The sequence below is a fragment of the Lutibacter citreus genome (assembly GCF_003260195.1).
Classification (GTDB): Bacteria; Bacteroidota; Bacteroidia; order Flavobacteriales; family Flavobacteriaceae; genus Lutibacter; species Lutibacter citreus.
The window spans coordinates 601545-624722 of sequence record NZ_QEIH01000001.1; the positions used below are offsets into that span (position 1 = coordinate 601545).

The following is a 23178-nucleotide window of genomic DNA, read 5'->3' on the forward strand; positions in this document are numbered from 1 at the left end:
AAATAAAATCGTTTATTAGAAAACTTAATAGAAATAAAGAGTTAATTAATTTCTATTTTTAAGAGAGTTAAAACAAACCATTAGTTATAGCTTATGATTAAAACTCTTGTAAGCTTAATTTTCAAGTGTAGATATGATTATGGGTTAGTCATTTCTTAGATTTCAAAAATTAGAAAAACATACTAAGTTTTTCTAAAAAACGGCAGAAGGTAAGTTGCAAATAAAATTGTTTGTAATTTACCTTCTTTTGTTTTTAAACTAAAAAAAGCCTCTCAATTAAGAGAGGCTTTTTTAATATTCACTAAAAAATAAGTTACTATTCTTTATCGTTTCTTGGTTGTCTTGGTTTTCTATCACCTCTGTTATCTCTAGATCTATTATCTCTAGGTTTGTTGTTATCACGAGGTGGTCTAGCAACAAAACCTTCAGGTTTTGGTAAAATAGCTTTTCTAGAAACTTTCTCTTTACGAGTTTTAGGGTCTCTACCAAAATATTTTACATCAAATACATCACCCATATTAACAACGTCTGTAACATTGTCTGTACGTTCCCAAGCTAATTCAGAAATATGTAATAAAACTTCGTTTCCTGGAGCTTCTAAATACTCTACAACAGCACCAAAGTCTAACATTTTAATAACTTTTACTTCGTAAACGCTACCAACTTGAGGTTTAAATAATAAAGAATCTATTTTAGCTAATACTGAATCAATTCCTGTTTGATCAGTTCCTAAAATTTCAACAATTCCTTCTTCAGTTACTGGATCTTCATTAATAACAATTGTACATCCAGTTTCTTTTTGCATTTCTTGAATTACTTTTCCTCCAGGTCCAATAAGAGCTCCAATAAATTCATTTGGAATTCTTCTTGTAATCATTTTTGGAGCATGTGCTTTTACTTCTTCACCTGGCTGTGCGATAGTATCAGTTAATTTTCCTAAAATGTGTAAACGACCATCACGAGCTTGTTTTAATGCACTCACTAAAATTTCGTATGATAATCCTTTTACTTTAATATCCATTTGACAAGCAGTAATACCGTCAGCAGTTCCTGTTACTTTAAAGTCCATATCACCTAAATGATCTTCATCACCTAAAATATCACTTAATACAGCATAACGGTCACCATCAGAAATTAATCCCATAGCAATACCAGAAACTGGTTTTTTCATTTGAACACCAGCATCCATTAACGCCATTGTACCAGCACAAACTGTAGCCATTGAAGAAGAACCGTTAGATTCTAATACTTCAGATACAACTCTTACAGTATAAGGACAATTGTCAGGAATCATTCCTTTTAATGCACGTTGTGCTAAGTTTCCGTGTCCAACTTCTCTACGTGAAGTACCTCTTAAAGGTCTTGCTTCACCTGTACAGAAAGGAGGGAAGTTATAATGTAAATAGAATGTTTCCTCACCTTGGTAAGTTGGCATATCTATTTGGTTTGCTTCTCTTGATGTTCCTAAAGTAACTGTTGCTAATGCTTGAGTTTCTCCACGAGTAAATATTGCAGAACCGTGAGTTGATGGTAAGTAATCTACTTCACACCAAATTGGTCTAATTTCAGTAGTTTTTCTACCATCTAAACGTAAACCTTCACTTAATGTTAATTCACGTACAGCTGTTTTGTTCGCTTTGTTGAAGTATTTTCCAACTAATCCACCAAATTCAGCAATTTCTTCTTCAGTAAATGAAGCAATAATTTCTTCTTTTACCGCAGCAAATGCATTTGTTCTTTCAACTTTAGAAGTTCCTTTTTTAGCAATGTCGTAACATTTTTGGTAAGCAGCTTCATGAATTCTTGCAGCTAATTCTTCATTTTCTTCTTCAGGAGCATATTCACGAGTTTCTTTTTTACCAAAAGCTTCTGCTAAAGCAACTTGAGCAGCACATTGTATTTTAATAGCTTCATGAGCAAATTTAATAGCCTCAGCCATTTCTTCTTCGCTACATTCATCCATTTCACCTTCAACCATCATAACAGAATCCGCAGATGCACCAATAGTCATATCAATGTCAGCTTGTTCTAATAATGTTCTACTTGGGTTGATAACAAATTCACCATTAACTCTTGCAACTCTAACTTCAGAAATTGGAGTTTCAAAAGGAATGTCACTTAACTGAATAGCAGCAGAAGCAGCTAAGCCAGCTAATGAATCTGCCATTACATCTTCATCAGCACTCATTAACTGAATCATTACTTGTGTTTCAGCGTGGTAATCTTTTGGAAATAAAGGGCGTAAAACTCTGTCTACTAAACGCATTGTTAATACTTCAGCATCTGTAGGTCTTGCTTCTCTTTTGAAGAAACCACCTGGGTAACGACCTGCAGCAGCAAATTTTTCTCTGTAATCTACTGTTAAAGGTAAAAAGTCAAGATCACTTTGTTTGTAGTTAGAAACTACAGTACATAGTAACATGGCTTTACCCATTTGAACAACAACCGAACCGTGCGCTTGTTTTGCTAATTTTCCTGTTTCTATAGAGATAGTTCTTCCATCTCCTAATTCAATAATTTGTGTATGTACCTTAGGTATCATAAATAATTTTTTAAAATTTAATTAAACAATTGGTTGTTGTTGTGTTGTCTTTACCAATGAAAAGTTTAATTTAAGCTTTCTTTTAGATTGAAAAAAATAAAAAAAAAGAGGCAATAATTGCCTCTTAATTTTTTTAGAAATTATTTTCTTATTCCTAATTCTTTAATTATCTCACGATATCTTACAATATCAGATTTAATTAAATAATCAAGTAAATTTCTTCTTTTACCTACTAACTTCACTAATGAACGCTCAGTATTATAATCTTTACGATTCTTTTTTAAATGTTCTGTTAAGTGGTTAATTCTGTAAGTGAATAAGGCAATTTGCCCTTCTGAAGAACCAGTGTTTGTTGCTGATTCACCGTGTTTTGCAAAAATCTCTGCTTTTTTTTCTTTTGTTAAGTACATGCTAACATTAATTTTAATAATAATTTTTATGTATTGTTAGTGCAACAATTGCAAGCTAACAGGCGGCAAATATACCATTATTATTTTGATTAACAATTAATTGCGATATACTTATTTTTAACAATTAAAAAAGTGTTTTCAGTTTTAAAAAGCTTAGTTATAAATGTTTAGTTTATTGTGAAAGTAGCTGAAAAGAAAAAATTTACATGTAAAAAAGACGAGCATTTAATTAAGCTCGCCTTTTTTTATTTAATTTCTTACTGGTAAGTTTTGTATTAAATCTATATATAGATTTATTTGTTTTTTGAGGTTTTTTCTTTCAATAATTTTATCTAAAAAACCGTGTTCTAAAACAAATTCGGATTTTTGGAATCCTGGAGGTAAATCCTTTCCTGTGGTGTCTTTTACAACTCTGGGTCCTGCAAAGGCTACCAATGCATTTGGTTCAGCAAAGTTTACATCACCAAGCATTGCATATGATGCGGTTGTTCCACCTGTTGTTGGATCGGTACATAATGATATATATGGTAATCCAGCCTCAGCTAATTGAGCTAGTTTTACAGATGTTTTTACTAATTGCATTAAAGAGTAAGAGGCTTCCATCATTCTTGCCCCACCTGATTTTGATATTAGTAAAAAAGGAATCTTATTTTTCATAGAGTAATCAATTGCTCTACAAATTTTTTCACCAACAACACTTCCCATTGATCCTCCTATAAAAGCAAAATCCATAGCAGCGATAACTAAGTCTTTTCCGCATGATTTTCCTACAGCGGTTCTAATAGCATCGTTTAACTTTGTTTTAAGAGTGGCTTGTTTTAATCTATCTGTATATTTTTTTGTATCTGTAAATTTCAATGGGTCTTTTGATACCATATCCTTATCAAATTCATTGAATTTATTATCATCAAAAAGAATTTCAAAATACTCAGCACTTCCAATTCTAACATGATATCCATCTTCTGGACTTACATAATAATTTTCTTTTAACTCTTCGGTATCAATAATTTTACCGCTTGGTGTTTTATACCATAAGCCTTTTGGTACATCCTTTTTATCTTCAGTAGGGGTTTGGATTCCCTTATCTTTTCTTTTAAACCAAGATGACATATATATATTGTTTTAGTTGAAAAATAGATGTGCAAATTACTAAAAAAAAATAAAGAGAACATAAAAAATATGTTCTCTTTAAAATTTTTATAATTTAATTGTATAATTTATAATACATCTACACAATTTAAGTCTTTAAAAGCTTCAGTTAAACGAGCTTTAAAAGTTTCTTCTCCTTTACGTAACCAACCACGTGGGTCGTAGTATTTTTTGTTAGGTACATCAGCTCCATCTGGATTTCCAATTTGAGTTCTTAAGTACTCAATTTTGTCATTCATATAGTCTCTAATTCCTTCAGTAAATGCAAATTGTAAATCTGTGTCAATGTTCATTTTAATAACACCGTAACCAATTGCTTCTCTAATTTCTTCTAAAGTAGAACCAGAACCTCCGTGAAATACAAAATCTACTGGGTTTGCTTCTGTTCCGTTTTCTTTTTCAATATATTTTTGAGAATTGTCAAGAATTTTTGGAGTTAATTTTACGTTACCTGGTTTGTATACACCATGAACATTACCAAAAGATGCAGCAATTGTAAAATTGTCACTAACTTTCTTTAATTCATTATATGCATATGCAACTTCTTCAGGTTGTGTATATAGTTTAGACGCATCAACATCAGAATTGTCAACACCATCTTCTTCACCACCTGTAATACCTAATTCAATCTCTAAAGTCATACCCATTTTAGCCATACGAGCTAAATAAGTTTTACATATTTTGATATTTTCTTCTAAAGGTTCTTCAGATAAATCAATCATATGAGAACTAAATAATGGCACACCATTCTCTTTGTAGAATTGTTCTCCAGCATCTAATAAACCGTCAATCCAAGGTAATAATTTTTTAGCACAGTGGTCTGTATGTAAAATTACTGGAATTTCGTAGGCTTTTGCTAAAGTATGTACGTGTTTTGCTCCAGCTATTCCACCTGCTATTGCAGCTTTTTGACCTTCGTTAGATAATCCTTTACCAGCATTGAACTGAGCTCCACCATTTGAAAATTGAATAATAACTGGTGAGTTTAAACTCTTTGCTGTTTCTAAAACAGAATTAATAGTGTTTGAACCTATTACATTTACTGCAGGTAAAGCGAATCCTTTTGATTTTGCCAATTTGAATATTTCTTGAACTTGGCTTCCTGTTGCTACACCTGTTTTAATTGTGTCACTCATAATATTTATTTGTGTTAATTGTATTAAATTTGATTTACCAAAATTAATGATTTATACGTAGTTATTTGATTTTGAATTGAAAAAAAGCGAAAACGAAATAGTTTTATAGTGTTTTTTAGAACGGATAACTTATACCAAAATTATACACATTATTCTTAAAGTTAACATGTTGAAACCATTTATTTTGAGTTAAGTAAGGTTCATAAGTTTTGAATCCTAAATCTAAACGGATTAAGATAAAACTTAAGTCATATCTTAAACCAAAACCAGAACCAATAGCTATATCTTGTAATGAACTAAATCCTTTAAATTTTGCTTCCGAAGTATTTAATTCTGAATTTGAAATATCCCAAATATTTCCGGCATCAATAAAAAATGCTCCTTTTACACTATTAATTATTTTAAATCTATATTCTAAACTACTTAAAAATTTTAGGTTCCCAATATTATACTCTAATCCAGTTTTAGTGGTTCCGGGGCCTAAATCATAAATTTTCCAAGCTCTTAAATCGTTTGGCCCTCCAATATAGTAACTTCTACTAAATGGGATTGAATTTGAATTATTGTATGGTAAAGCTATTCCAATAAAAGATCTAAACGCCAATACATTTTCTAAAGAAAAATTCCAGAATTTCTTATACTCTAAATCCATTTTTGCATATTGTGCAATTGGAGTATTAAATACTGTTTTTACATTACTTTCATCTTTTTCAGAAGATAAATAAGTAAGTAAACTACCCGAAGACGCTAAACGAGCTTTAAAAAATGAAAAATTGGTATCTTTATAATTTTCACTATTATTATAGGTAAATGTGTATGCAACGGATGGTATTACAACATCTTCAGTAATAATATTATACCTAGCTTCAATATTTTTTGCTGTTTGATATTCAGTTTCGTTAGATGATTCAAAAGCATCATTAATATAAGTCTTAATAAATGATATAGCAGAATCTTCACTTAAATCAACTCCAGAGAAATATTCTTCTTGTATTTCTACTAAATCATTATATTCAGAGGTATAAATGTCAAAATATGAATCTATATTTAAGTTTTTTATAAATTGAGCGTTAAGTATTTGAAAACTATGTTTTTTTGTTTTAGTTGTTTGCCAAGTATAATCTATTATTCCGGTAAATTTTTGCTTGTCTAACCCTATGTTATTTTGCAAACTAGTACCAATTGTAAACATTGTAGCAGGAGACATTTCTTTAGAAATTAGATTGTTTACATTAACGGGAAACAATATTCTTGGAGATTCAATTGAAACATCAGCTCCAACTTCCCAAGCATTAAAGAACTTTTCATTGTCTGCAGCGTCTTTTGAATCTAGAAATGATCCTTGAACGGAAAATTTCAGTATTTCTGATCCTTTAAAAATATTTCGATTTAAAAATGATAATTTTGTAGAAATACCTAATTGTCTAATATTAGAATGGGTAAGTTCAGAACTAACAGCAATTGAATATTTTTTTAGTGGTGTTAAGTAAATTGAAGCTTCTAGGTAATCATCTTCTAATTCATTGTATTTAATATCTACTGTTCTAAAATTATTTAATCGTCTTAAATTTTTTCTTGTTAATTCTCTTGTTTTATCTTGGTAAATTGAGTTAGGTTCAAGAAAAACTGAATTCAATAATAATTTAGGGTTGTATTTTAAATTCTTTTGTGACAGAAATAAAAATCCATTATAATTTAAACTATCCTTAGCAGGGTTATCTTTTGTATTGTAAGAAAAATCAGTATAAATGTTTATGTTTTTTATTTTTTGAATTTTAAAAGGAACATTTGCAATACTATCATTTATTATTAAATCAATGTTTGATTTGTAATTGGCCGTGTCAGCATCAACCAATATTGCATTTTTATTGAATCTATAAATACCAGAATTTCTAAATAATTCGGTTATTCTATCTTGTTCATCTGTAAAATAAGAATACTTAAACTGAGCTCCTTTTTTTAAATATGATTTCTTTTTGTTTAATGAATAAATAGAATCTAAAACTTTAGACTCAATACTTGTTTTTATAGAATCAATAGTATAAACTCTATCTGTGTCTACTATATAATTAACAGTTGCTTTTTTATTTTTTGAATAATTTACCTTATAACTTGCTTTTACATTAAAATAGCCTTCTTGTTGAAAATGATTGGTAAGATTATTTACTGTTAGTTTGGCTTTTTTTGAATCGAAAACAACAGGTTCCTCTCCATTAGTGAGCCACCATTTATGTGTGTTTTTTTTAAAATTGAATAAACCTATAGTTTGTTTTTTAGAAAATACACTGTTTGTGAAATTATAAGTGTTTGGGTGATTGGTTTCCCATTCTTCAAAAGTAGTTTCAAAATTTTTATTTCCAATATTGTAAAAGTAGAGAGGAAAAGGTACCCCAAAAACTAATTGATTAGGTCTCTGAATAATGTAATCGGATATTTCATCCTTAACGTTTTTTTTGTTATTAACAATTATAGAATTCTGGGTTAGGAGGTGTTCATTTTCAGATACGTACTTAACAGAATTACACGAAGAAAAACTAAAAGTTATACTTAATAGAATTATTAATATTATAAAATTGTTTTTCAATAAATAAGAGTTTAAATTTGTTTCAAATGTAAAACTTTTCAAAGTATTACCCAATTTCTATTTTTATAATTCCAATAATGAGTTTAAGTAAGAGTCAACTAAAATTAATAACGAGTTTACGTCAAAAAAAGTACAGAGTAAAATACAAATTATTTATTGTTGAAGGAACTAAAGTTGTAAATGAATTTTTAAATTCAAAATTTGAATTGGAGCATCTTTATTGTGTTGATGATTTTTCTTTTAATAATTTAGAGAATCGTTCACTTATATCTGATAATGAATTAAAAAAGATTAGTTCATTAAAGTCGCCAAATAATGTTTTAGCAATTTTTAAAATTCCAGAATTTATAACTAATGATGTTATTGGTTTGGAATTGGCTTTAGATGGGATAAATGATCCAGGAAATTTAGGAACAATAATTAGGCTTTGTGATTGGTTTGGAATAGAACAATTAGTTTGCTCGGAAGATACAGTAGATTGTTTTAATTCAAAAGTTGTGCAAGCATCAATGGGATCTTTAACAAGAATTAATGTTTTATATACTAATTTGAAAGATTATTTAGAGAACACTACAAAGCCAGTTTATGCATCTTTAATGGAAGGAGACAATGTATATAAATCAAAACTACTTAAAAGTGCCATTTTAGTAATGGGGAATGAGGCTAATGGTATTAGTACTCAAATTTTAAGTATTCTAAATAATAGTATTTCTATTCCTCGGTTTGGTGATTTACAGCAAACAGAAAGTTTAAATGTAGCTACAGCAACAGCAATTTTACTAAGTGAATTTAAAAGATAAAACTAGTGAAAGGCAAATTTTAAAAATATCCCTCGTGTACCAAAATAATCTATGTTTCCTGTCCAGGGGCTGGTAGAACTTTTATCTCTAACAAGTTCATCATTTATAGCAAATACACCTCTTATTGAAGGAGAGAAAATAAAATAAGGCAAGTAAAAATCAACACCAATACCAATTTCGTAAGAAAAATTATTTTTTTTCATTCTAAATTCACCGTCTGAATTATCATCTGGATTATCCTGATTACTTGAAAAATTATAATCGTAAGAAACACCTCCAACAAGATATGGTCTAATGTTATTATATCTGTTTGTATTTAGTTTTAATAAAAGAGGAATTCTTAAATAAGTAGAGTTTACATCTCTAATACTGTCTAATGCTCCCGAAATATGGGTAAAAGCTAATTCTTTTGTATTGCTTGATAAGCCTGGTTCTAACCGAATATTTAAATTGTTAGTAATTCTTAAATCTCCAATTAACCCCACATTAAACCCCGTGCTAGGAGTTACATTAACAAAAGATCCTCCTTCTTTATAAGATATTTTATAATCTTTTAAATTTATACCTAAGTAATATCCCCAAAAAATAGTTTGCTTGTCCCAGTTTTGTTTGTATTGAACAATATCTCTTTTTTGCGCATTTAAGCTAGTTACTATTAATAACAGAACTACTACAGTAATAAATTTTTGCATAAACTATTTCTTTGCTATATAAATAGAAGCTACACCCAAGGTTTGTGGCTTATTTTCAATATCTATAAACCCAATTTTTGATAAAATATTGTTGAAAGCTTTACCATAAGGAAAAGATGCTGCAGAATCTGATAAATATTTATACGCAGATTTGTCTTTTGAAAAGACTTTACCTATTGTAGGCATTATATATTTAGTGTAAATAGTATATCCTTGTTTAAAAGGACTTTTGGTAGGAACAGAAGTTTCCAGTACCACAAATGTACCTGAAGGTTTTAAAACTCTATAAATTTCAGATAACCCTTTTTCTAAATCCTCAAAATTACGAACACCAAATGCAACAGTTATGGCATCGAAGAAATTATCTTCATATGGGATTTTTTCAGAATCACCTAAAACCATTTCTATTTGGTTTGTTAAATTTAATTTCTCAATTTTGCCTTTACCAACGTTTAGCATGCCTTCAGAAATATCTAATCCAATTATTTTTGAAGCGTTAGTTTTTGTTAAATTAATAGCTAAATCACCTGTTCCTGTTGCAATGTCAAGAATGTTTTTAGGGTTGGAATCTCCAATAATCTTAACAACTTTTTCTCTCCAACTTACATCAATTCCAAAAGAAATAACACGGTTTAACCCGTCGTATTCATTTGAAATAGTATCAAACATTTTGGTGACCTGCTCTTTTTTTCCAAGATTGGAGTCTTTATAAGGTTTTACTTTTTCTGCCATAAAAATAGATTAGTAATTAACTGCAACTACTTCTTCAATTTTACCAGGAATTAGTTGTTTTAACATGTTTTCAATTCCATTTTTTAATGTTATAGTAGAAGAAGGGCAACCACTGCAAGCTCCTTGTAAAATAACACTTACAATTTTTTCTTCTTCATTGTATGATTGAAATAAGATATTTCCGCCATCAGCTGCCACTGCCGGTCTAATGTATTCATCTAAAATATCTATTATTTGTTTAGAAACATCATCTAAATTTTCAGTTTCAGTTGATTCAATTTTGTTTTCGGCTTTGGAGTTTGTTTCTATATTTTCTGAAACAACTGTTTTTCCTTCAGCAATAAATTGTTTTACAAAACTTCTTATTTCATTAGTAACTTCGCTCCATTCTACAATGTCAAATTTAGTAATAGAAACATAGTTTTCAGATATAAAAACCTCTTTTACAAACGGAAAATTAAATAATTCGGTTGCTAATAGAGAGCCTTTAGCTTCTTCAATATTTTTAAATTCAAAATCTTTTTCAACAATTCTTTTGTTTGAAACAAATTTTAAAACAGCAGGGTTTGGTGTAACCTCAGAATAAACTTCAACAGGAACCAATTTTTTTGATTCTTCTTCAATTATTAATTCACCTCCGCTATTCAAATAGTTTTCTATTTGTTCTTTAACTTCTTCTTGTACAGTATCCCATTCAATTATAGCATATCTTTCTAAGGCAATAAAGTTTGCAGATATTAATACGCGCTTAATAAATGGTAAATGAAATAATTGTTGAACTAGTGGTGAGTTTTTGGCTTCATCAATATTATTAAATTCGTGACTTCCGCTAGTTAAAACGCTAGTTGCAGTAAGTTTAATAATTGTATCTGAAGTTGTTGTATTTATTGTAAAAGAAATAGGTTCCATTTTTATTGAATATTTGTGTAAAAGTACTAAAACAATTTTAGGTTTTTTGTTAAAATTAAAAAACGTCTCTTTTAAAGAGACGTTCTAATTTATATGTTATTAATTTTAGATATTTAAAACTAAGGTAGCTGTTATTTTAGATCTGTCAATGTTTAATTCTGCAGAATCTACGTCATTACTAAGAGAGCCATAAATATTATATGGTAAAGTATTAGATTGTTTTTGGTATGATAAATCTATTTTACCACCTCTAAACTTTAATCCCGCACCAAAAGAAAATCCGTCAACATTATCTGAATCAATAGCATTTTTGTAAGGTGATTCCTGATAAAAATAACCACCTCTTAATGATATATTTTCAATTCTCCATTCAGTTCCAATTCTTAATTCTCCTGAGCTTTCCAAATCTGTTTTAAAATTTTGATTTTCGTTTGAAAATTCAGCATTTGTTAATTTCGTGTTTCCGTAGTTTTTATAAGTGTAATCTAAACTAACTAAACCTTGTTTGTTAAAAATATAAGCTAAACTTCCTGTTAATTTACTAGGTGTTTTTAAATTGTAGTCAAACCCATTTATTCCAGAGTAACCAGGTGTTAAGCCTAAAGCATTATTGGGTTCATTAACATTGTCATCATATTCTAAGAATTCTTCAGAAAGAGAATACCAAATAGGTGATTGAAAAGCAAGTCCAATTCTCATATTATCATTTAATTTTGAGATTAAACCAAAATTTAGTGAAATACCATTACCATAAGTAAATAATTCTTGAGCTTGTGAAATATCTAAGGTGTTTCCATTTCCATCGTTATTATATTCGTTTATAATGGTACGTTGAAAATATTCTAAATCATATGTGTTTATTGACGCTCCCAAGTATAAATTATTATTGTATTCTGAAGCAATTGTAAAAGAATATTTTTTGGTTTCACCATCAGTGAAATTTTCAAATGTTTGATTTTCAGAATTTATGTAAACTATAGGTTCTGTATCATATAAATCAGTAACAGGCGCAAATCCGCTATTTCCATTTGCAAACCAGTTGTTTTCATAATCATTTATATTACTATAATTAAAACTAATAGCAACTTTACCCCAGTTAGATCTGTTATTGGTACTAAATACAAACACCCCACCTGCTTGTGTAATGTTTGAGTTATCATTTTCAGTTAATATATTATTTCCGTAAAAATTTGCTGAAGTTTCAATATTATCTGCTGCAAAAGTTAAAGAGAATTCACTATTCATAAATACTGCAGCTCCAGCAGGGTTTGTTTCAATGGCAGATAAATCTCCACCTAATGCTCCAAATGCTCCGCTCATTGCATTGTAACGTGCAGTTCCATTTATACTTTCATTTGAAAATAAAACACCAAGATCATTATAACCTAATGTTTGGGCGTTTGATATGAGTGCAATGCAAAAAACCACTGCAGATAGAATTATATTTTTCATAAAGCTAAAATTATACGTTATTAATATTAATTATCTTCTAGACGAACCTCTTGAAGATGAACTTCTTGATGAAGAAGAACCAACAGAAGAACTTCTAGACGAGGATGAACTATAAGATGATGATGAGCTTGGAGACGAATAAGATCTTGTAGAACTAGTTGATGAGCTACTACTTGGTTGAGAGTAGGTTCTCGTAGATCTAGAACTTGTACTGCTAGAAGAAGGCCTTGAATTTGTTCTAGAAGACCTTTTATTTGAAACATAATTAGTATTTACATTTTTATTTCTTGCACTACTTGATGAGTAGCGAGCTGAAGTAGGACTAGAGCTATAAGATGTGCTTCGTCTTGCTGAAGAAGATGATCTTGAAGGGTATGAACGACTTGGAGTATAACCTCTTTGAGACCCACTATTATATGATCTAGAAGGAGTTCTATTAATGCTTCTATTGTTTGTAGATCTACTTCTAGTGTTCGAAGAATTTGTAGAAGATCTTCTAGTTGAAGAAGAATTACCAATGTTACTATTAGTTCTTGAAGAACTGCTTCTTCTACTTATAGTTGAATTATTTGAACCAGATCTTCTTGAGTTTGCAGAATATGAAGATCTTTTTCCGTAAGAATCATATCTTCTTAGGTTGTTATTGTATGGGTAATAACCATTAAAACCAGAATACCCAAATCTAGAATACCCATAACGGTTGTAACCATAATAGCCATAACCATAATTATAGCCATAATAAGGGTAATTATAATCGTAATATCCATATCCTCCATAAAAAGGATCATAAAATCCGTTGTTGTAACCACCATAACCCCAAGATCTATAATTTCTCCATGGGCTGTAATAGTTTTGATAAAAAGGGTAGTAATTATTAAATTGGTTGTAATAAAAAGGATTATGCCAATAATACCCCATACTTCCAAAACCTGAATCTACATTAATAGTAACATTATTTGTGTGTTCCCAAGGTTCATAGTATTCAGCGTTTATTGAATCATTGTCATAAGTGTCATCATAATAATAGTCATCTATGTCAGTAAAGACATCTTCTTCTCCAACATTTTGAATTTCATCAAGTTTGTATGAAAAATAATTTTCATCAAATTCTTCTTGATCTACAGTAACAACATCATTATTTTTTATTTGATTATCTGAAGCGTAAATCCCATCATCTTCATAATTGTAAGCGCTTTGGTAAGTACCACACGAATATAAACTTACAAATAACAATAAAATCAAAGTAATTTGAGAACTTTTTCGGTATAAGATTTTTGAAACTTCCATAATCATTTAAATTTTTTATTGTTAACTATTTAAAAAAAACTAATTTTGTCCAAATTAGCATTTTTCAATAAAAAAGATGCAATATTTATGCCAAACTTTTATTATGAGTAAGAATTTAACAAAGAGAGAAGTAGATTATTCCAAATGGTACAATGAGCTGGTTGTAAAGGCCGATTTAGCTGAAAACTCAGCAGTTCGTGGATGTATGGTTATAAAACCATACGGATTTGCAATTTGGGAAAAAATGCAAGCAGAATTAGATAGAATGTTTAAAGAAACTGGCCATGAGAATGCTTATTTCCCATTGTTTGTGCCAAAAAGTTTGTTTGAGGCAGAAGAGAAAAATGCTGAAGGTTTTGCAAAAGAATGTGCTGTAGTAACACATTATCGATTGCAAAATGATCCTGATAATAAAGGGAAACTTCGTGTTGATCCAGAAGCTAAGTTAGAAGAAGAATTAGTAGTTCGTCCAACTTCTGAAGCAATTATATGGAATACTTATAGAGGGTGGATTCAATCTTATAGAGATTTACCTTTATTAATAAATCAATGGGCAAATGTTGTTCGTTGGGAAATGAGAACTCGCTTGTTTTTAAGAACAGCAGAGTTTTTATGGCAAGAAGGTCATACGGCTCATGCTACAAAAAAAGAAGCACTAATTGAAGCAAGACAAATGCAAGATGTATATGCTGAATTTGCTGAAAACCATATGGCAATGCCCGTAATTAAAGGAGCTAAGTCTGAAAGTGAACGTTTTGCCGGAGCTGATGAAACATATACAATTGAAGCTTTAATGCAAGATGGAAAGGCTTTACAAGCAGGGACATCTCATTTTTTAGGACAAAATTTCGCTAAAGCATTTGATGTTAAATACACTTCAAAAGAAGGAAAGCAAGAATATGTTTGGGCAACTTCTTGGGGAGTCTCTACAAGATTAATAGGAGGGCTTATTATGACGCATTCAGACGATCTAGGTTTGGTATTGCCACCTAAATTAGCGCCAATACAAGTTGTAATTGTGCCAATTTATAAAGGAGAGGAGCAATTAGAAGCGATTTCAGCCAAAGTAAATGTTTTTGTTAAAGAATTAAAGGAAAAAGGTATATCGGTTAAATTTGATACTAGAGATACTTATAGACCAGGAGCAAAATTTGCTGAATACGAATTAAAAGGTGTGCCAGTTAGAATAGCAATTGGTAAAAGAGACTTAGAAAGTAATACAGTTGAAGTTGCAAGAAGAGATACATTAGAAAAACAAACAGTTTCTCAAGATGATGTAGTGGAGGTTGTTTCAAATTTATTAGAGGAAATTCAAAATAATTTATTTGATAGAGCAATTAATTACAGAAAGGAACATACTACAGTAGTAAATACTTTTGAAGAGTTTAAAGATGCTATTGAGAATGTAGGAGGTTTTGTGTCTGCTCATTGGGATGGAACGGCCGAAACAGAGGATAAAATTAAAGAATTAACGAAAGCGACTATAAGATGTATACCTTTAGATGGTAAAATTGAAGAAGGAAAGTGTGTTTTTACTGGCGAAAAGTCTACACAAAGAGTATTATTTGCAAAAGCTTATTAAATTTTTTAAAAAAAACATTGTTTGGTAAAAAAAAGCATGTATTTTTGCAACCGCAAATTGAGATATTTATTTCTTAATTGCAAATTAGCGGTCCGTTCGTCTAGGGGTTAGGACGCATGGTTTTCATCCATGTAACAGGGGTTCGATTCCCCTACGGACTACAAAAGTAGTTTGTAGCAAAAAATATATTATATTTGCTACTTGAAATAATAAGAATAATAATAATGGTCCGTTCGTCTAGGGGTTAGGACGCATGGTTTTCATCCATGTAACAGGGGTTCGATTCCCCTACGGACTACAATATTTAAACAAAAATTATAATGGCAAATCATAAGTCGGCATTAAAGAGAATAAGAAGCAATAGAGCTAAGGCGTTGAGAAACAAATATCAGCATAAAACTACACGTAATGCTGTAAGAGACTTACGTGCTGCAACAGAAAAGAAAGAAGCTGAGGAATTATTTCCAAAAGTAGTTGCAATGTTAGATAAGTTAGCAAAAAACAACATTATTCATAAGAATAAAGCAAGTAATATGAAATCTAAATTAGCTAAGCAAGTAGCTACGCTTTAATTAGGTTTTTTATTTATAAAAATAATGAGCATCCAATTTGGATGCTTTTTTTGTTGAAAAATATTTAGAAATAATAATTAGATGTGTTCTTACCACTCATAAGAGCGATTAGCATCTAACCTGATAAATAAGAAAAGCAATACAGTAAATCCCCATAGCGCAGACCCTCCGTAACTAAAAAAGGGTAGTGGGATACCAATAGTAGGTAAAATTCCAATAACCATTCCTATATTAATTGTAAAGTGTGTGAAAAATATTGCAGCTATACTATAGCCGTAAACTCTACTAAACTTAGATTTTTGCCTTTCAGCTATTTGTAAAATTCTGAGAAGAAAAAATACAAAAACAAGAATAACAGTAAGGCTTCCAATAAAGCCCCATTCTTCCCCTACAATAGTAAAAATATAATCTGTTTGATTTTCTGGCACAAAATTTCCTTGAGTTCGTTCACCTTCTAAAAAACCTCTACCCGTCATACCTCCTGAGGCTATTGTTATTACAGACTGGTTGGTATTGTATCCAATACTTTTTACATCTACTGTTTTTCCTAATAGAATATTAAATCGATCTCTGTGACGTTGTTCAAAGACATTATTAAAAACAAAGTCTACACTAAAAATGAATAGTGCTGATATTAAATAAATTCCAACTATTTTAACCCAACCCTTTTTAAAAGCCTTATTTCTATAGTAAATAAAATATAATAACACCAATAAGAATAAACCAATAGAGCCTAATATTGAATATAAAAAGCCAAAATATAATGTAGCAACAAATAGAAACGCAGCTATAAATCCAATTGTTATGTAATAAAAAGGAAGTCCTTCTCTATAAAGAACAAACACAAAAGCTGAATATACTAATGCTGATCCAGGATCTGGCTGAAAAGTAATTAATACAGCCGGAATAAATAAAATTATTAAGGCTTGAGCCTGATTATTTAGTTTATTTAAATTGAATTGTTTTTCACTCACTAATTTTGCGATTGCTAAAGCAACAGCAGCTTTTGCAAACTCTGAAGGTTGAAGGCTAAAACCTCCAAAATCGTACCAAGAGGTTGCGCCATTTATATTTTTACCAAACACAAAAAGCCCTGCTAAGGAGAATAAACAAACTATATAAATAAGTGAAGCGTACTTTTCATAAAATTTTGCTTCAAAAAGTAATATCAATAGAATAAGAGGGAAGCTGAGACAAATCCAAATAAGTTGTTTTCCATATTCTGTTGAGAAATTGAAGAGATCTAGTGATTCATCTGTTGCAGTAGCAGAATAGATATTTATCCACCCAAAAAATATAAGCACAAAATAAAAAAGTACCAATATCCAGTCTATACCGTAAAATATATTTGTTTTTCTACTTCTCAATTTGTGGCGTTTCTTCTATTAATTGTTTGTTATACTCATCTTCTAAACTACCATTAAACATAGCTTGTTCTTTCCAAGGAGTAGAAGTTCCTCCTTTTAAATATTTTTCAATCATTAAGCTAGCAATTGGACCAGCCCATCTTGATCCCCAATATCCGTTTTCAACAAAAACAGCAATGGCTATTTTTGGATTGTCTTTGGGCGCAAAAGCAATAAAAATAGAGTGATCCTGGCCATGAGGATTTTCAGCTGTTCCCGTTTTACCACAAATTTCAATTCCTTTAACTTTAGACCAATGTGCGGTTCCTCTAGGGTTTTCAAACACATTAAATAGACCTTCAATAACAGGCTCAAAATATTTTTCATCAATTGAGGTGTGTTTCGGGATTGTAAATTTTTCATCAATTTCTTGCCCTTCTATTTTTTTAACTATGTGAGGAGTGAAATAATAACCTCTGTTTGCTACCGCAGCAGTCATATTTGCTAATTGAATTGGGGTTGTTAATACTTCTCCCTGTCCAATTGCATTTGAAATGGAATAAGTTGCAGACCAACCAACATTTGGATACCATTTGTTATAAAGATTACCATCAGGAACAAGGCCTTTACTACCAACAGATAAATCATTGTTTAAATAATTTCCCAATCCAAAGCTTTTTACATGAGAGCTCCAAACATTCATTCCTTCTTCGGGAGTTGGATATTTTTCAATAGTTTTTCTATAGGCGTTTGAGAAATAACTATTGCAAGATCTATAAATAGCTTTATTTAAGGCTACTGGACTACCAAAAGTATTACAATGGCAGGCCATTGTTCGGTTTCCGTAGTGATATTTATTATTAATACATTTAATAGTTGAAGTTTCGGTAATTACTTTTTCTTGCAATGCAGCTAAAGCTGTAATAACTTTAAATGGAGAGCCTGGAGGATATTCACCTTTTAAACCTCTATCTAATAGGGGGTTTCTTATAGTATCTAAATAAAGTTGTGAGAAAATTTTTGAACGTTCTCTTCCTACCATTAAATTAGGATCGTATGTAGGCATGGAAATTAATGCTAAAATCTCTCCAGTTGAAGGTTCAATTGCAACTATTCCTCCACGTTTATTAACCATTAAATCTTCACCGTATTTTTGAAGCTTGCTATCTATTGTTAAGAACAAATCGTTCCCAGGTACTGGTAGCGTATCATATATACCTCCCTTATAAGGTCCAATTTCTCTATTGAATCTATCTCTTTGTATATGTTTTACTCCTTTAGTTCCTCTAAGAGTTTCTTCATATGTTTTTTCAATACCTGCAGTTCCAATTAATTCCCCTAGCTGGTAATATGGGTTTTTTAGAATCATTGATTCATTTACTTCACTAATATAGCCAAGTACGTTTGGTGCAGATTTAATAGGATATTCCCGTAAAGACCTTTTCTGAATAAAAAAACCTTTAAACTTATGCATTTTTTCTTGTAAATAGGCATAATCAGATTTTGATACTTGGGCAACAAATGTTGAAGGTATTCTTGGTGAATAGGTTTTAGCTCTTGTATATTTTTTAATAAAATCTTCTTTAGTGATTTTTAATAAATCACAGAATTCTAATGTGTCCAAAGGTTTTACTTCCCTTGGAATAATCATTATATCATAAGAAAGTTGATTTGCTACTAACAGAGTTCCTTTTCTGTCATAAACATATCCTCTTTCTGGATAATCATAAGTTACTTTAACTGCAGAACTATTTAGAGTTGGAGTAGTATAAGAATTGTTAATTAATTGTAAATAGAACAACCTGCTTATAAATATTATTGCAACTAAAATAATTAAAAAGGCTAATAGTCCAGATCTTTTCATTTATTTTTTATTTGTAAATAATATAATACTTAAAATACTTATAATTATTGTACAAATACTTGTTAATAAAGTGTTATAAATTATAGACGAGTAAGAATTAAAGCTAAAGTACTCTAAGCTAAAAATAATAAAATGATGAATAAAAGTTAAAATACTAATAAAAGTAAATGCTTTTCCAAATGAAATTGCTCTTAGGTTAAATAATAAATAATCAAAATCCGATTTTTTTAAAACGGCTTGTAAAATAGGTAATCTTATATAGGCAATGAATAAAGTTGCTCCTGCATTAATTCCTCCTGAGTTTGAAAAAAAATCTATAGTTAAACCTAATAAGAAACTTAAAATTAAAAATAAAGATTTACTTTTTCTAATAGGGAATAGGAAAACCCAAATGATGTATATCATTGGATTTAGGAAGCCAAATAAATTTAAATTATTTAATACAAGTACTTGAACAATTACTAATAAAATAAAGCGAAAAGAATTTTTTAAAATTGAATTATTCATTAGCGCTTTCTTTTTCGAGGGTTAATTGTTCAGTTCTCTCCAGATTTTTTACAATTTGAACATACCCTAAGTTGCTCATATCATTAAATAATTCAATATTAATTGTTTTGTATTGGTTATTTTCAAACTTAAAACTATTAACTATTCCAATATTTATTCCTTCAGGGAAAATGGCTGACTTTCCACCAGTAATAATGGTGTCTCCATTTTTTATTTGTGCCTGTCTAGGAATATCAATAAGTTGCAAAATATTGTAATCTTCACCATCCCATGTTAATGTTCCAAAATGATTACTGTTTTTTAAACGAGCATTAATCTTAGAACTATTATTTAATATTGAAAGAACAGTAGTATAGTTTTTTGAAGTACTATTTGTAACTCCAATAATACCATTGCTATTTATTACACCTAAATCTGAAGTAACACCTTGGTTTAAACCTTTATTTATAGTTAGGGTGTTATTTCTATTTGTAAAATTATTGTTAATTACTTTAGCAAAAGTGTACTGGTATTTTTGTCTGAACTTATCTGAATTGTATAATTTGAAACTGTCTCTAGTTTTGTTAATGTTTACAGTATTAATTGAATTTTTTAAGGTTGTAATCTCTTCAATTAACAAGCGATTATCTTTTTTTAGTTGAAAAAATTCTTGCACTGAATTTGCAGAATTGTAAATTCCTCCGGTAATTGAATTAGCGGAATTTATGAATTTACTTTTATGATATGAATGATGTTGAATTGTAAAAATAAATGCAACTATTTCCAAAAGTACAAATAGCAGAAAATATTTAAATTTTCTAAAGAAATAAATTAATTGCTGCATATATTAACTAGAAGTAAAGTTGTATTATTTCATTAATACATTTTTGTATTTGTTTAGGTCTTTTAAAGCTATTCCTGTACCTCTAACAACTGCTCTTAAAGGATCTTCAGCTACATAAACAGGTAAATCAGTTTTTCTAGATAATCTTTTATCAAGACCACGTAACATAGAACCTCCACCTGCTAAATATATTCCTGTATTGTAAATATCTGCTGCTAATTCTGGAGGTGTTTTAGATAATGTTTCCATAACAGCGTCTTCAATTCTTAAAATAGATTTGTCTAAAGCTTTTGAAATTTCTCTAAATGATACTTGAACTTGTTTAGGTTTTCCGCTTAATAAATCACGACCTTGAACAAGCATATCTTCCGGAGGAGTTTCTAAATCTTCAGTTGCTGCTCCAATTTGAATTTTAATTTTTTCAGCAGTTCGTTCTCCAACATAAAGGTTATGTTGTGTTCTCATATAATAAGCAATATCAGCAGTGAAAACATCACCAGCAACTTTAACAGACTTGTCGCAAACAATTCCGCCTAAAGCAATTACTGCAATTTCTGTTGTACCACCACCTATATCAATTATCATATTTCCTTTTGGTTGCATAGTATCAATACCAATACCTATAGCGGCTGCCATTGGTTCATGAATAAGATAAATTTCTTTAGCATTCATATGTTCAGCAGAATCTATTACAGCACGTTTTTCAACTTCAGTAATACCAGAAGGAATACAAATAACCATTCTTAAAGATGGAGTGAAAAAACGTTTTTTAATGCTTGGAATGTTTTTGATAAATTCTTTTATCATTTGCTCCGAAGCTTCAAAATCAGCTATTACACCATCTTTAAGAGGTCTAATTGTTTTTATATTTTCATGAGTTTTTCCTTGCATTAAACTGGCTTTTTTTCCAGTTGCAATTATTTTTCCAGTAGTCCTATCTCTTGCAACAATTGAAGGAGCATCAACTATAACTTTACCATCATGAATAATTAGTGTATTTGCAGTACCTAAATCAATGGCAATGTCTTCGGTCATAAAATCGAAAAAACCCATATTTTTTTAATTGTTTTTTAATTTTTAATTTAACTTCACAAAGTTAGTGAAATTAGTGTTTAAAATGACGTGTTCCTGTGAAAACCATTCCAATATTATTATCATTGCAATAATCAATAGATAATTGGTCTTTTATTGAGCCTCCAGGTTGAATCACAGCTTTAATTCCTTGCTTTCCAGCAATTTCTACACAATCAGGAAAAGGGAAAAAAGCATCACTGGCCATTACCGCTCCATTTAGGTCGAAATTAAATGTTTTTGCTTTTACAATTGCTTGTTCTAAAGCATCAACACGTGAAGTTTGTCCTGTACCACCAGCACACAATTGTTTATTTTTAACTAAAATAATTGTGTTCGATTTTGTATGCTTACATATTTTTGAAGCAAATAAAAGATCTTCAATTTCATTATCAGAAACTATTCTTTTAGTAACGTTTTTTAATCCTTCTTTAGTATCTGTTACATTATTTGGTTCTTGTGCTAATACACCATTTAATGCAGTTCTGTAACTAATATTAGGAAATTCAACGTCTTTTTGAATTAAGATGATTCTGTTTTTCTTTCCTTTTAAGATTTTTAAAGCAGCATCTGAATAAGAAGGCGCAATTACAACCTCACAAAATAAACTGTGAATTTCAGTTGCGGTTGCTTCATCAATTTCTTTATTTGCAATTAATACACCTCCAAAAGCAGAAGTAGGATCTCCAGCTAAAGCGTCAACATAAGCTTGAGCTAAAGTATCTCTTTGCGCAAACCCACAAGCGTTATTGTGTTTTAAAATAGCAAAAGTAGGCGCTTCACCTTTAAACTCTTTAATTAGGTTTACCGCAGCATCAACATCTAAAAGATTGTTGAAGGATAATTCTTTTCCATGTAATTGGTCAAATAATTCTCCTAAATCACCATAGAAATACCCTTTTTGATGTGGGTTTTCACCATAACGTAATTGTTTTACAGTATCAAAACTTTGTCTAAAAGTTGGTTGGTCATCATTTAAATAATTAAATATTGCTGTATCATAATGACTAGAAACTGCAAATGATTTTGCTGAAAATAATTTACGTTGTTCAATTGTTGTAGCACCGTTGTTTTCAGAAATAATATTTAAAAATTCACTGTATTGATCCATAGAAGATACACAGATTACATCTTTAAAGTTTTTAGCAGCAGCTCTAATTAAAGAAATACCACCAATATCAATTTTTTCAATTATATCTTGTTCAGGAGCACCACTTGCTACAGTTTTTTCAAAAGGATATAAATCTACAATTACAATGTCAATTTCAGGAATTTCAAATTCTTCAATTTGTTTTTGATCACCTTCATTTTCACGTCTGTTTAAAATTCCTCCAAATACTTTTGGGTGCAAAGTTTTAACTCTTCCACCTAATATAGAAGGGTAAGAGGTTAAGTCTTCAACAGGGATAACATCTATTCCTAGTTCTTTAATAAAACTTTCAGTTCCACCTGTAGAATAAATTGTAATTCCTAATTCGTTTAATTTGTTAACAATTGGCGCTAATCCATCTTTATGAAAGACTGAAATTAGTGCAGATTTTGCCTTTTTAGTTGTATTCATTTGTAGTGTTGTTGCTTTTGCGCAAAGCTAATAATTATCAATAGCTTAAACAATATAATTTAAGGTGAATTTTAGTTGTTTTTTTAACTTTTATATTAAACTTTTCAACAAATTCATTATAATTTATGGTGTAAAATTTCTTTCGTTGATAATTAAACA

At 29.9% G+C, this 23178-nt stretch carries 19 protein-coding genes and 2 tRNA genes; 5 read left to right on the top strand and 16 right to left on the bottom strand.

The window, feature by feature from the left end:
* Positions 1-316 precede the first annotated feature (316 nt).
* From DAD81_RS02380 to tamL, 5 genes are all read right to left on the bottom strand, one after another.
* On the bottom strand, positions 317-2542 hold the full coding sequence (locus tag DAD81_RS02380) for a polyribonucleotide nucleotidyltransferase (protein WP_111706624.1): 2226 nt from the start codon (positions 2540-2542) through the stop codon (positions 317-319).
* Positions 2543-2682: 140 nt separating this feature from the next.
* Positions 2683-2952, bottom strand: a complete 270-nt coding sequence (rpsO, locus tag DAD81_RS02385) for a 30S ribosomal protein S15 (RefSeq protein ID WP_111706625.1) — start codon at positions 2950-2952, stop codon at positions 2683-2685.
* A gap of 249 nt (positions 2953-3201) precedes the next feature.
* The gene (gene accD, locus DAD81_RS02390; protein WP_111706626.1) at positions 3202-4062 is read right to left on the bottom strand and encodes an acetyl-CoA carboxylase, carboxyltransferase subunit beta; all 861 of its coding nucleotides are present in this window, start codon (positions 4060-4062) and stop codon (positions 3202-3204) included.
* Between the two features lie 107 nt (positions 4063-4169).
* Positions 4170-5237 (bottom strand): class II fructose-bisphosphate aldolase, encoded by a 1068-nt coding sequence (gene fbaA / locus DAD81_RS02395; RefSeq protein WP_111706627.1) that lies wholly within the window; start codon positions 5235-5237, stop codon positions 4170-4172.
* A 115-nt stretch (positions 5238-5352) separates the two neighbouring features.
* Positions 5353-7821: a translocation and assembly module lipoprotein TamL gene (gene tamL, locus DAD81_RS02400; RefSeq protein WP_245949164.1), complete on the bottom strand. Its 2469-nt coding sequence runs from the start codon at positions 7819-7821 to the stop codon at positions 5353-5355.
* A 77-nt stretch (positions 7822-7898) separates the two neighbouring features.
* Here tamL and DAD81_RS02405 point away from each other — a divergent pair, with 77 nt between their 5' ends.
* Complete coding sequence (locus tag DAD81_RS02405) at positions 7899-8621, top strand: TrmH family RNA methyltransferase (RefSeq protein WP_111706628.1); 723 nt, start codon at positions 7899-7901, stop codon at positions 8619-8621.
* 2 nt (positions 8622-8623) lie between these two features.
* Here the strand turns inward: DAD81_RS02405 and porT are convergent, their stop codons facing one another.
* From porT to DAD81_RS02430, 5 genes are all read right to left on the bottom strand, one after another.
* On the bottom strand, positions 8624-9313 hold the full coding sequence (gene porT, locus DAD81_RS02410) for a type IX secretion/gliding motility protein PorT/SprT (RefSeq protein WP_111706629.1): 690 nt from the start codon (positions 9311-9313) through the stop codon (positions 8624-8626).
* A gap of 3 nt (positions 9314-9316) precedes the next feature.
* On the bottom strand, positions 9317-10045 hold the full coding sequence (ubiE, locus tag DAD81_RS02415) for a bifunctional demethylmenaquinone methyltransferase/2-methoxy-6-polyprenyl-1,4-benzoquinol methylase UbiE (RefSeq protein ID WP_111706630.1): 729 nt from the start codon (positions 10043-10045) through the stop codon (positions 9317-9319).
* 9 nt (positions 10046-10054) lie between these two features.
* Positions 10055-10954, bottom strand: coding sequence for a NifU family protein (locus DAD81_RS02420; protein WP_111706631.1), 900 nt, complete (start codon positions 10952-10954; stop codon positions 10055-10057).
* A gap of 105 nt (positions 10955-11059) precedes the next feature.
* Positions 11060-12406, bottom strand: a complete 1347-nt coding sequence (locus DAD81_RS02425; RefSeq protein WP_111706632.1) for an OmpP1/FadL family transporter — start codon at positions 12404-12406, stop codon at positions 11060-11062.
* 30 nt (positions 12407-12436) lie between these two features.
* Positions 12437-13693 carry a hypothetical protein gene (locus DAD81_RS02430; protein ID WP_157961058.1) on the bottom strand — a complete coding sequence of 419 codons (1257 nt, stop codon included), beginning with the start codon at positions 13691-13693 and terminating at the stop codon, positions 12437-12439.
* A 103-nt stretch (positions 13694-13796) separates the two neighbouring features.
* Here DAD81_RS02430 and proS point away from each other — a divergent pair, with 103 nt between their 5' ends.
* The 4 genes from proS to rpsT all read left to right on the top strand — a co-directional run bounded on the left by proS (position 13797) and on the right by rpsT (position 15847).
* Complete coding sequence (proS, locus tag DAD81_RS02435) at positions 13797-15275, top strand: proline--tRNA ligase (protein WP_111706762.1); 1479 nt, start codon at positions 13797-13799, stop codon at positions 15273-15275.
* A gap of 89 nt (positions 15276-15364) precedes the next feature.
* Positions 15365-15436: transfer RNA gene (locus tag DAD81_RS02440), tRNA-Glu, on the top strand.
* A 65-nt stretch (positions 15437-15501) separates the two neighbouring features.
* Positions 15502-15573: transfer RNA gene (locus DAD81_RS02445), tRNA-Glu, on the top strand.
* Between the two features lie 22 nt (positions 15574-15595).
* A complete protein-coding gene (gene rpsT, locus DAD81_RS02450) occupies positions 15596-15847 on the top strand; it encodes a 30S ribosomal protein S20 (protein ID WP_111706634.1) in 252 nt (83 codons plus the stop codon).
* Positions 15848-15936: 89 nt separating this feature from the next.
* Here the strand turns inward: rpsT and rodA are convergent, their stop codons facing one another.
* The 6 genes from rodA to purH are packed head-to-tail and all read right to left on the bottom strand — an operon-like array spanning position 15937 to position 23019.
* Positions 15937-17214, bottom strand: coding sequence for a rod shape-determining protein RodA (rodA, locus tag DAD81_RS02455; protein WP_111706635.1), 1278 nt, complete (start codon positions 17212-17214; stop codon positions 15937-15939).
* Positions 17204-19057: a penicillin-binding protein 2 gene (gene mrdA, locus DAD81_RS02460; protein ID WP_111706636.1), complete on the bottom strand. Its 1854-nt coding sequence runs from the start codon at positions 19055-19057 to the stop codon at positions 17204-17206. The genes rodA and mrdA overlap by 11 nt, the downstream gene beginning before the upstream one ends.
* The gene (mreD, locus tag DAD81_RS02465; RefSeq protein WP_111706637.1) at positions 19058-19564 is read right to left on the bottom strand and encodes a rod shape-determining protein MreD; all 507 of its coding nucleotides are present in this window, start codon (positions 19562-19564) and stop codon (positions 19058-19060) included.
* Positions 19557-20387: a rod shape-determining protein MreC gene (mreC, locus tag DAD81_RS02470; RefSeq protein ID WP_111706638.1), complete on the bottom strand. Its 831-nt coding sequence runs from the start codon at positions 20385-20387 to the stop codon at positions 19557-19559. The genes mreD and mreC overlap by 8 nt, the downstream gene beginning before the upstream one ends.
* Positions 20388-20411: 24 nt before the next feature.
* On the bottom strand, positions 20412-21440 hold the full coding sequence (locus DAD81_RS02475) for a rod shape-determining protein (RefSeq protein ID WP_111706639.1): 1029 nt from the start codon (positions 21438-21440) through the stop codon (positions 20412-20414).
* 52 nt (positions 21441-21492) lie between these two features.
* Complete coding sequence (gene purH / locus DAD81_RS02480; protein ID WP_111706640.1) at positions 21493-23019, bottom strand: bifunctional phosphoribosylaminoimidazolecarboxamide formyltransferase/IMP cyclohydrolase; 1527 nt, start codon at positions 23017-23019, stop codon at positions 21493-21495.
* Positions 23020-23178 lie beyond the last annotated feature (159 nt).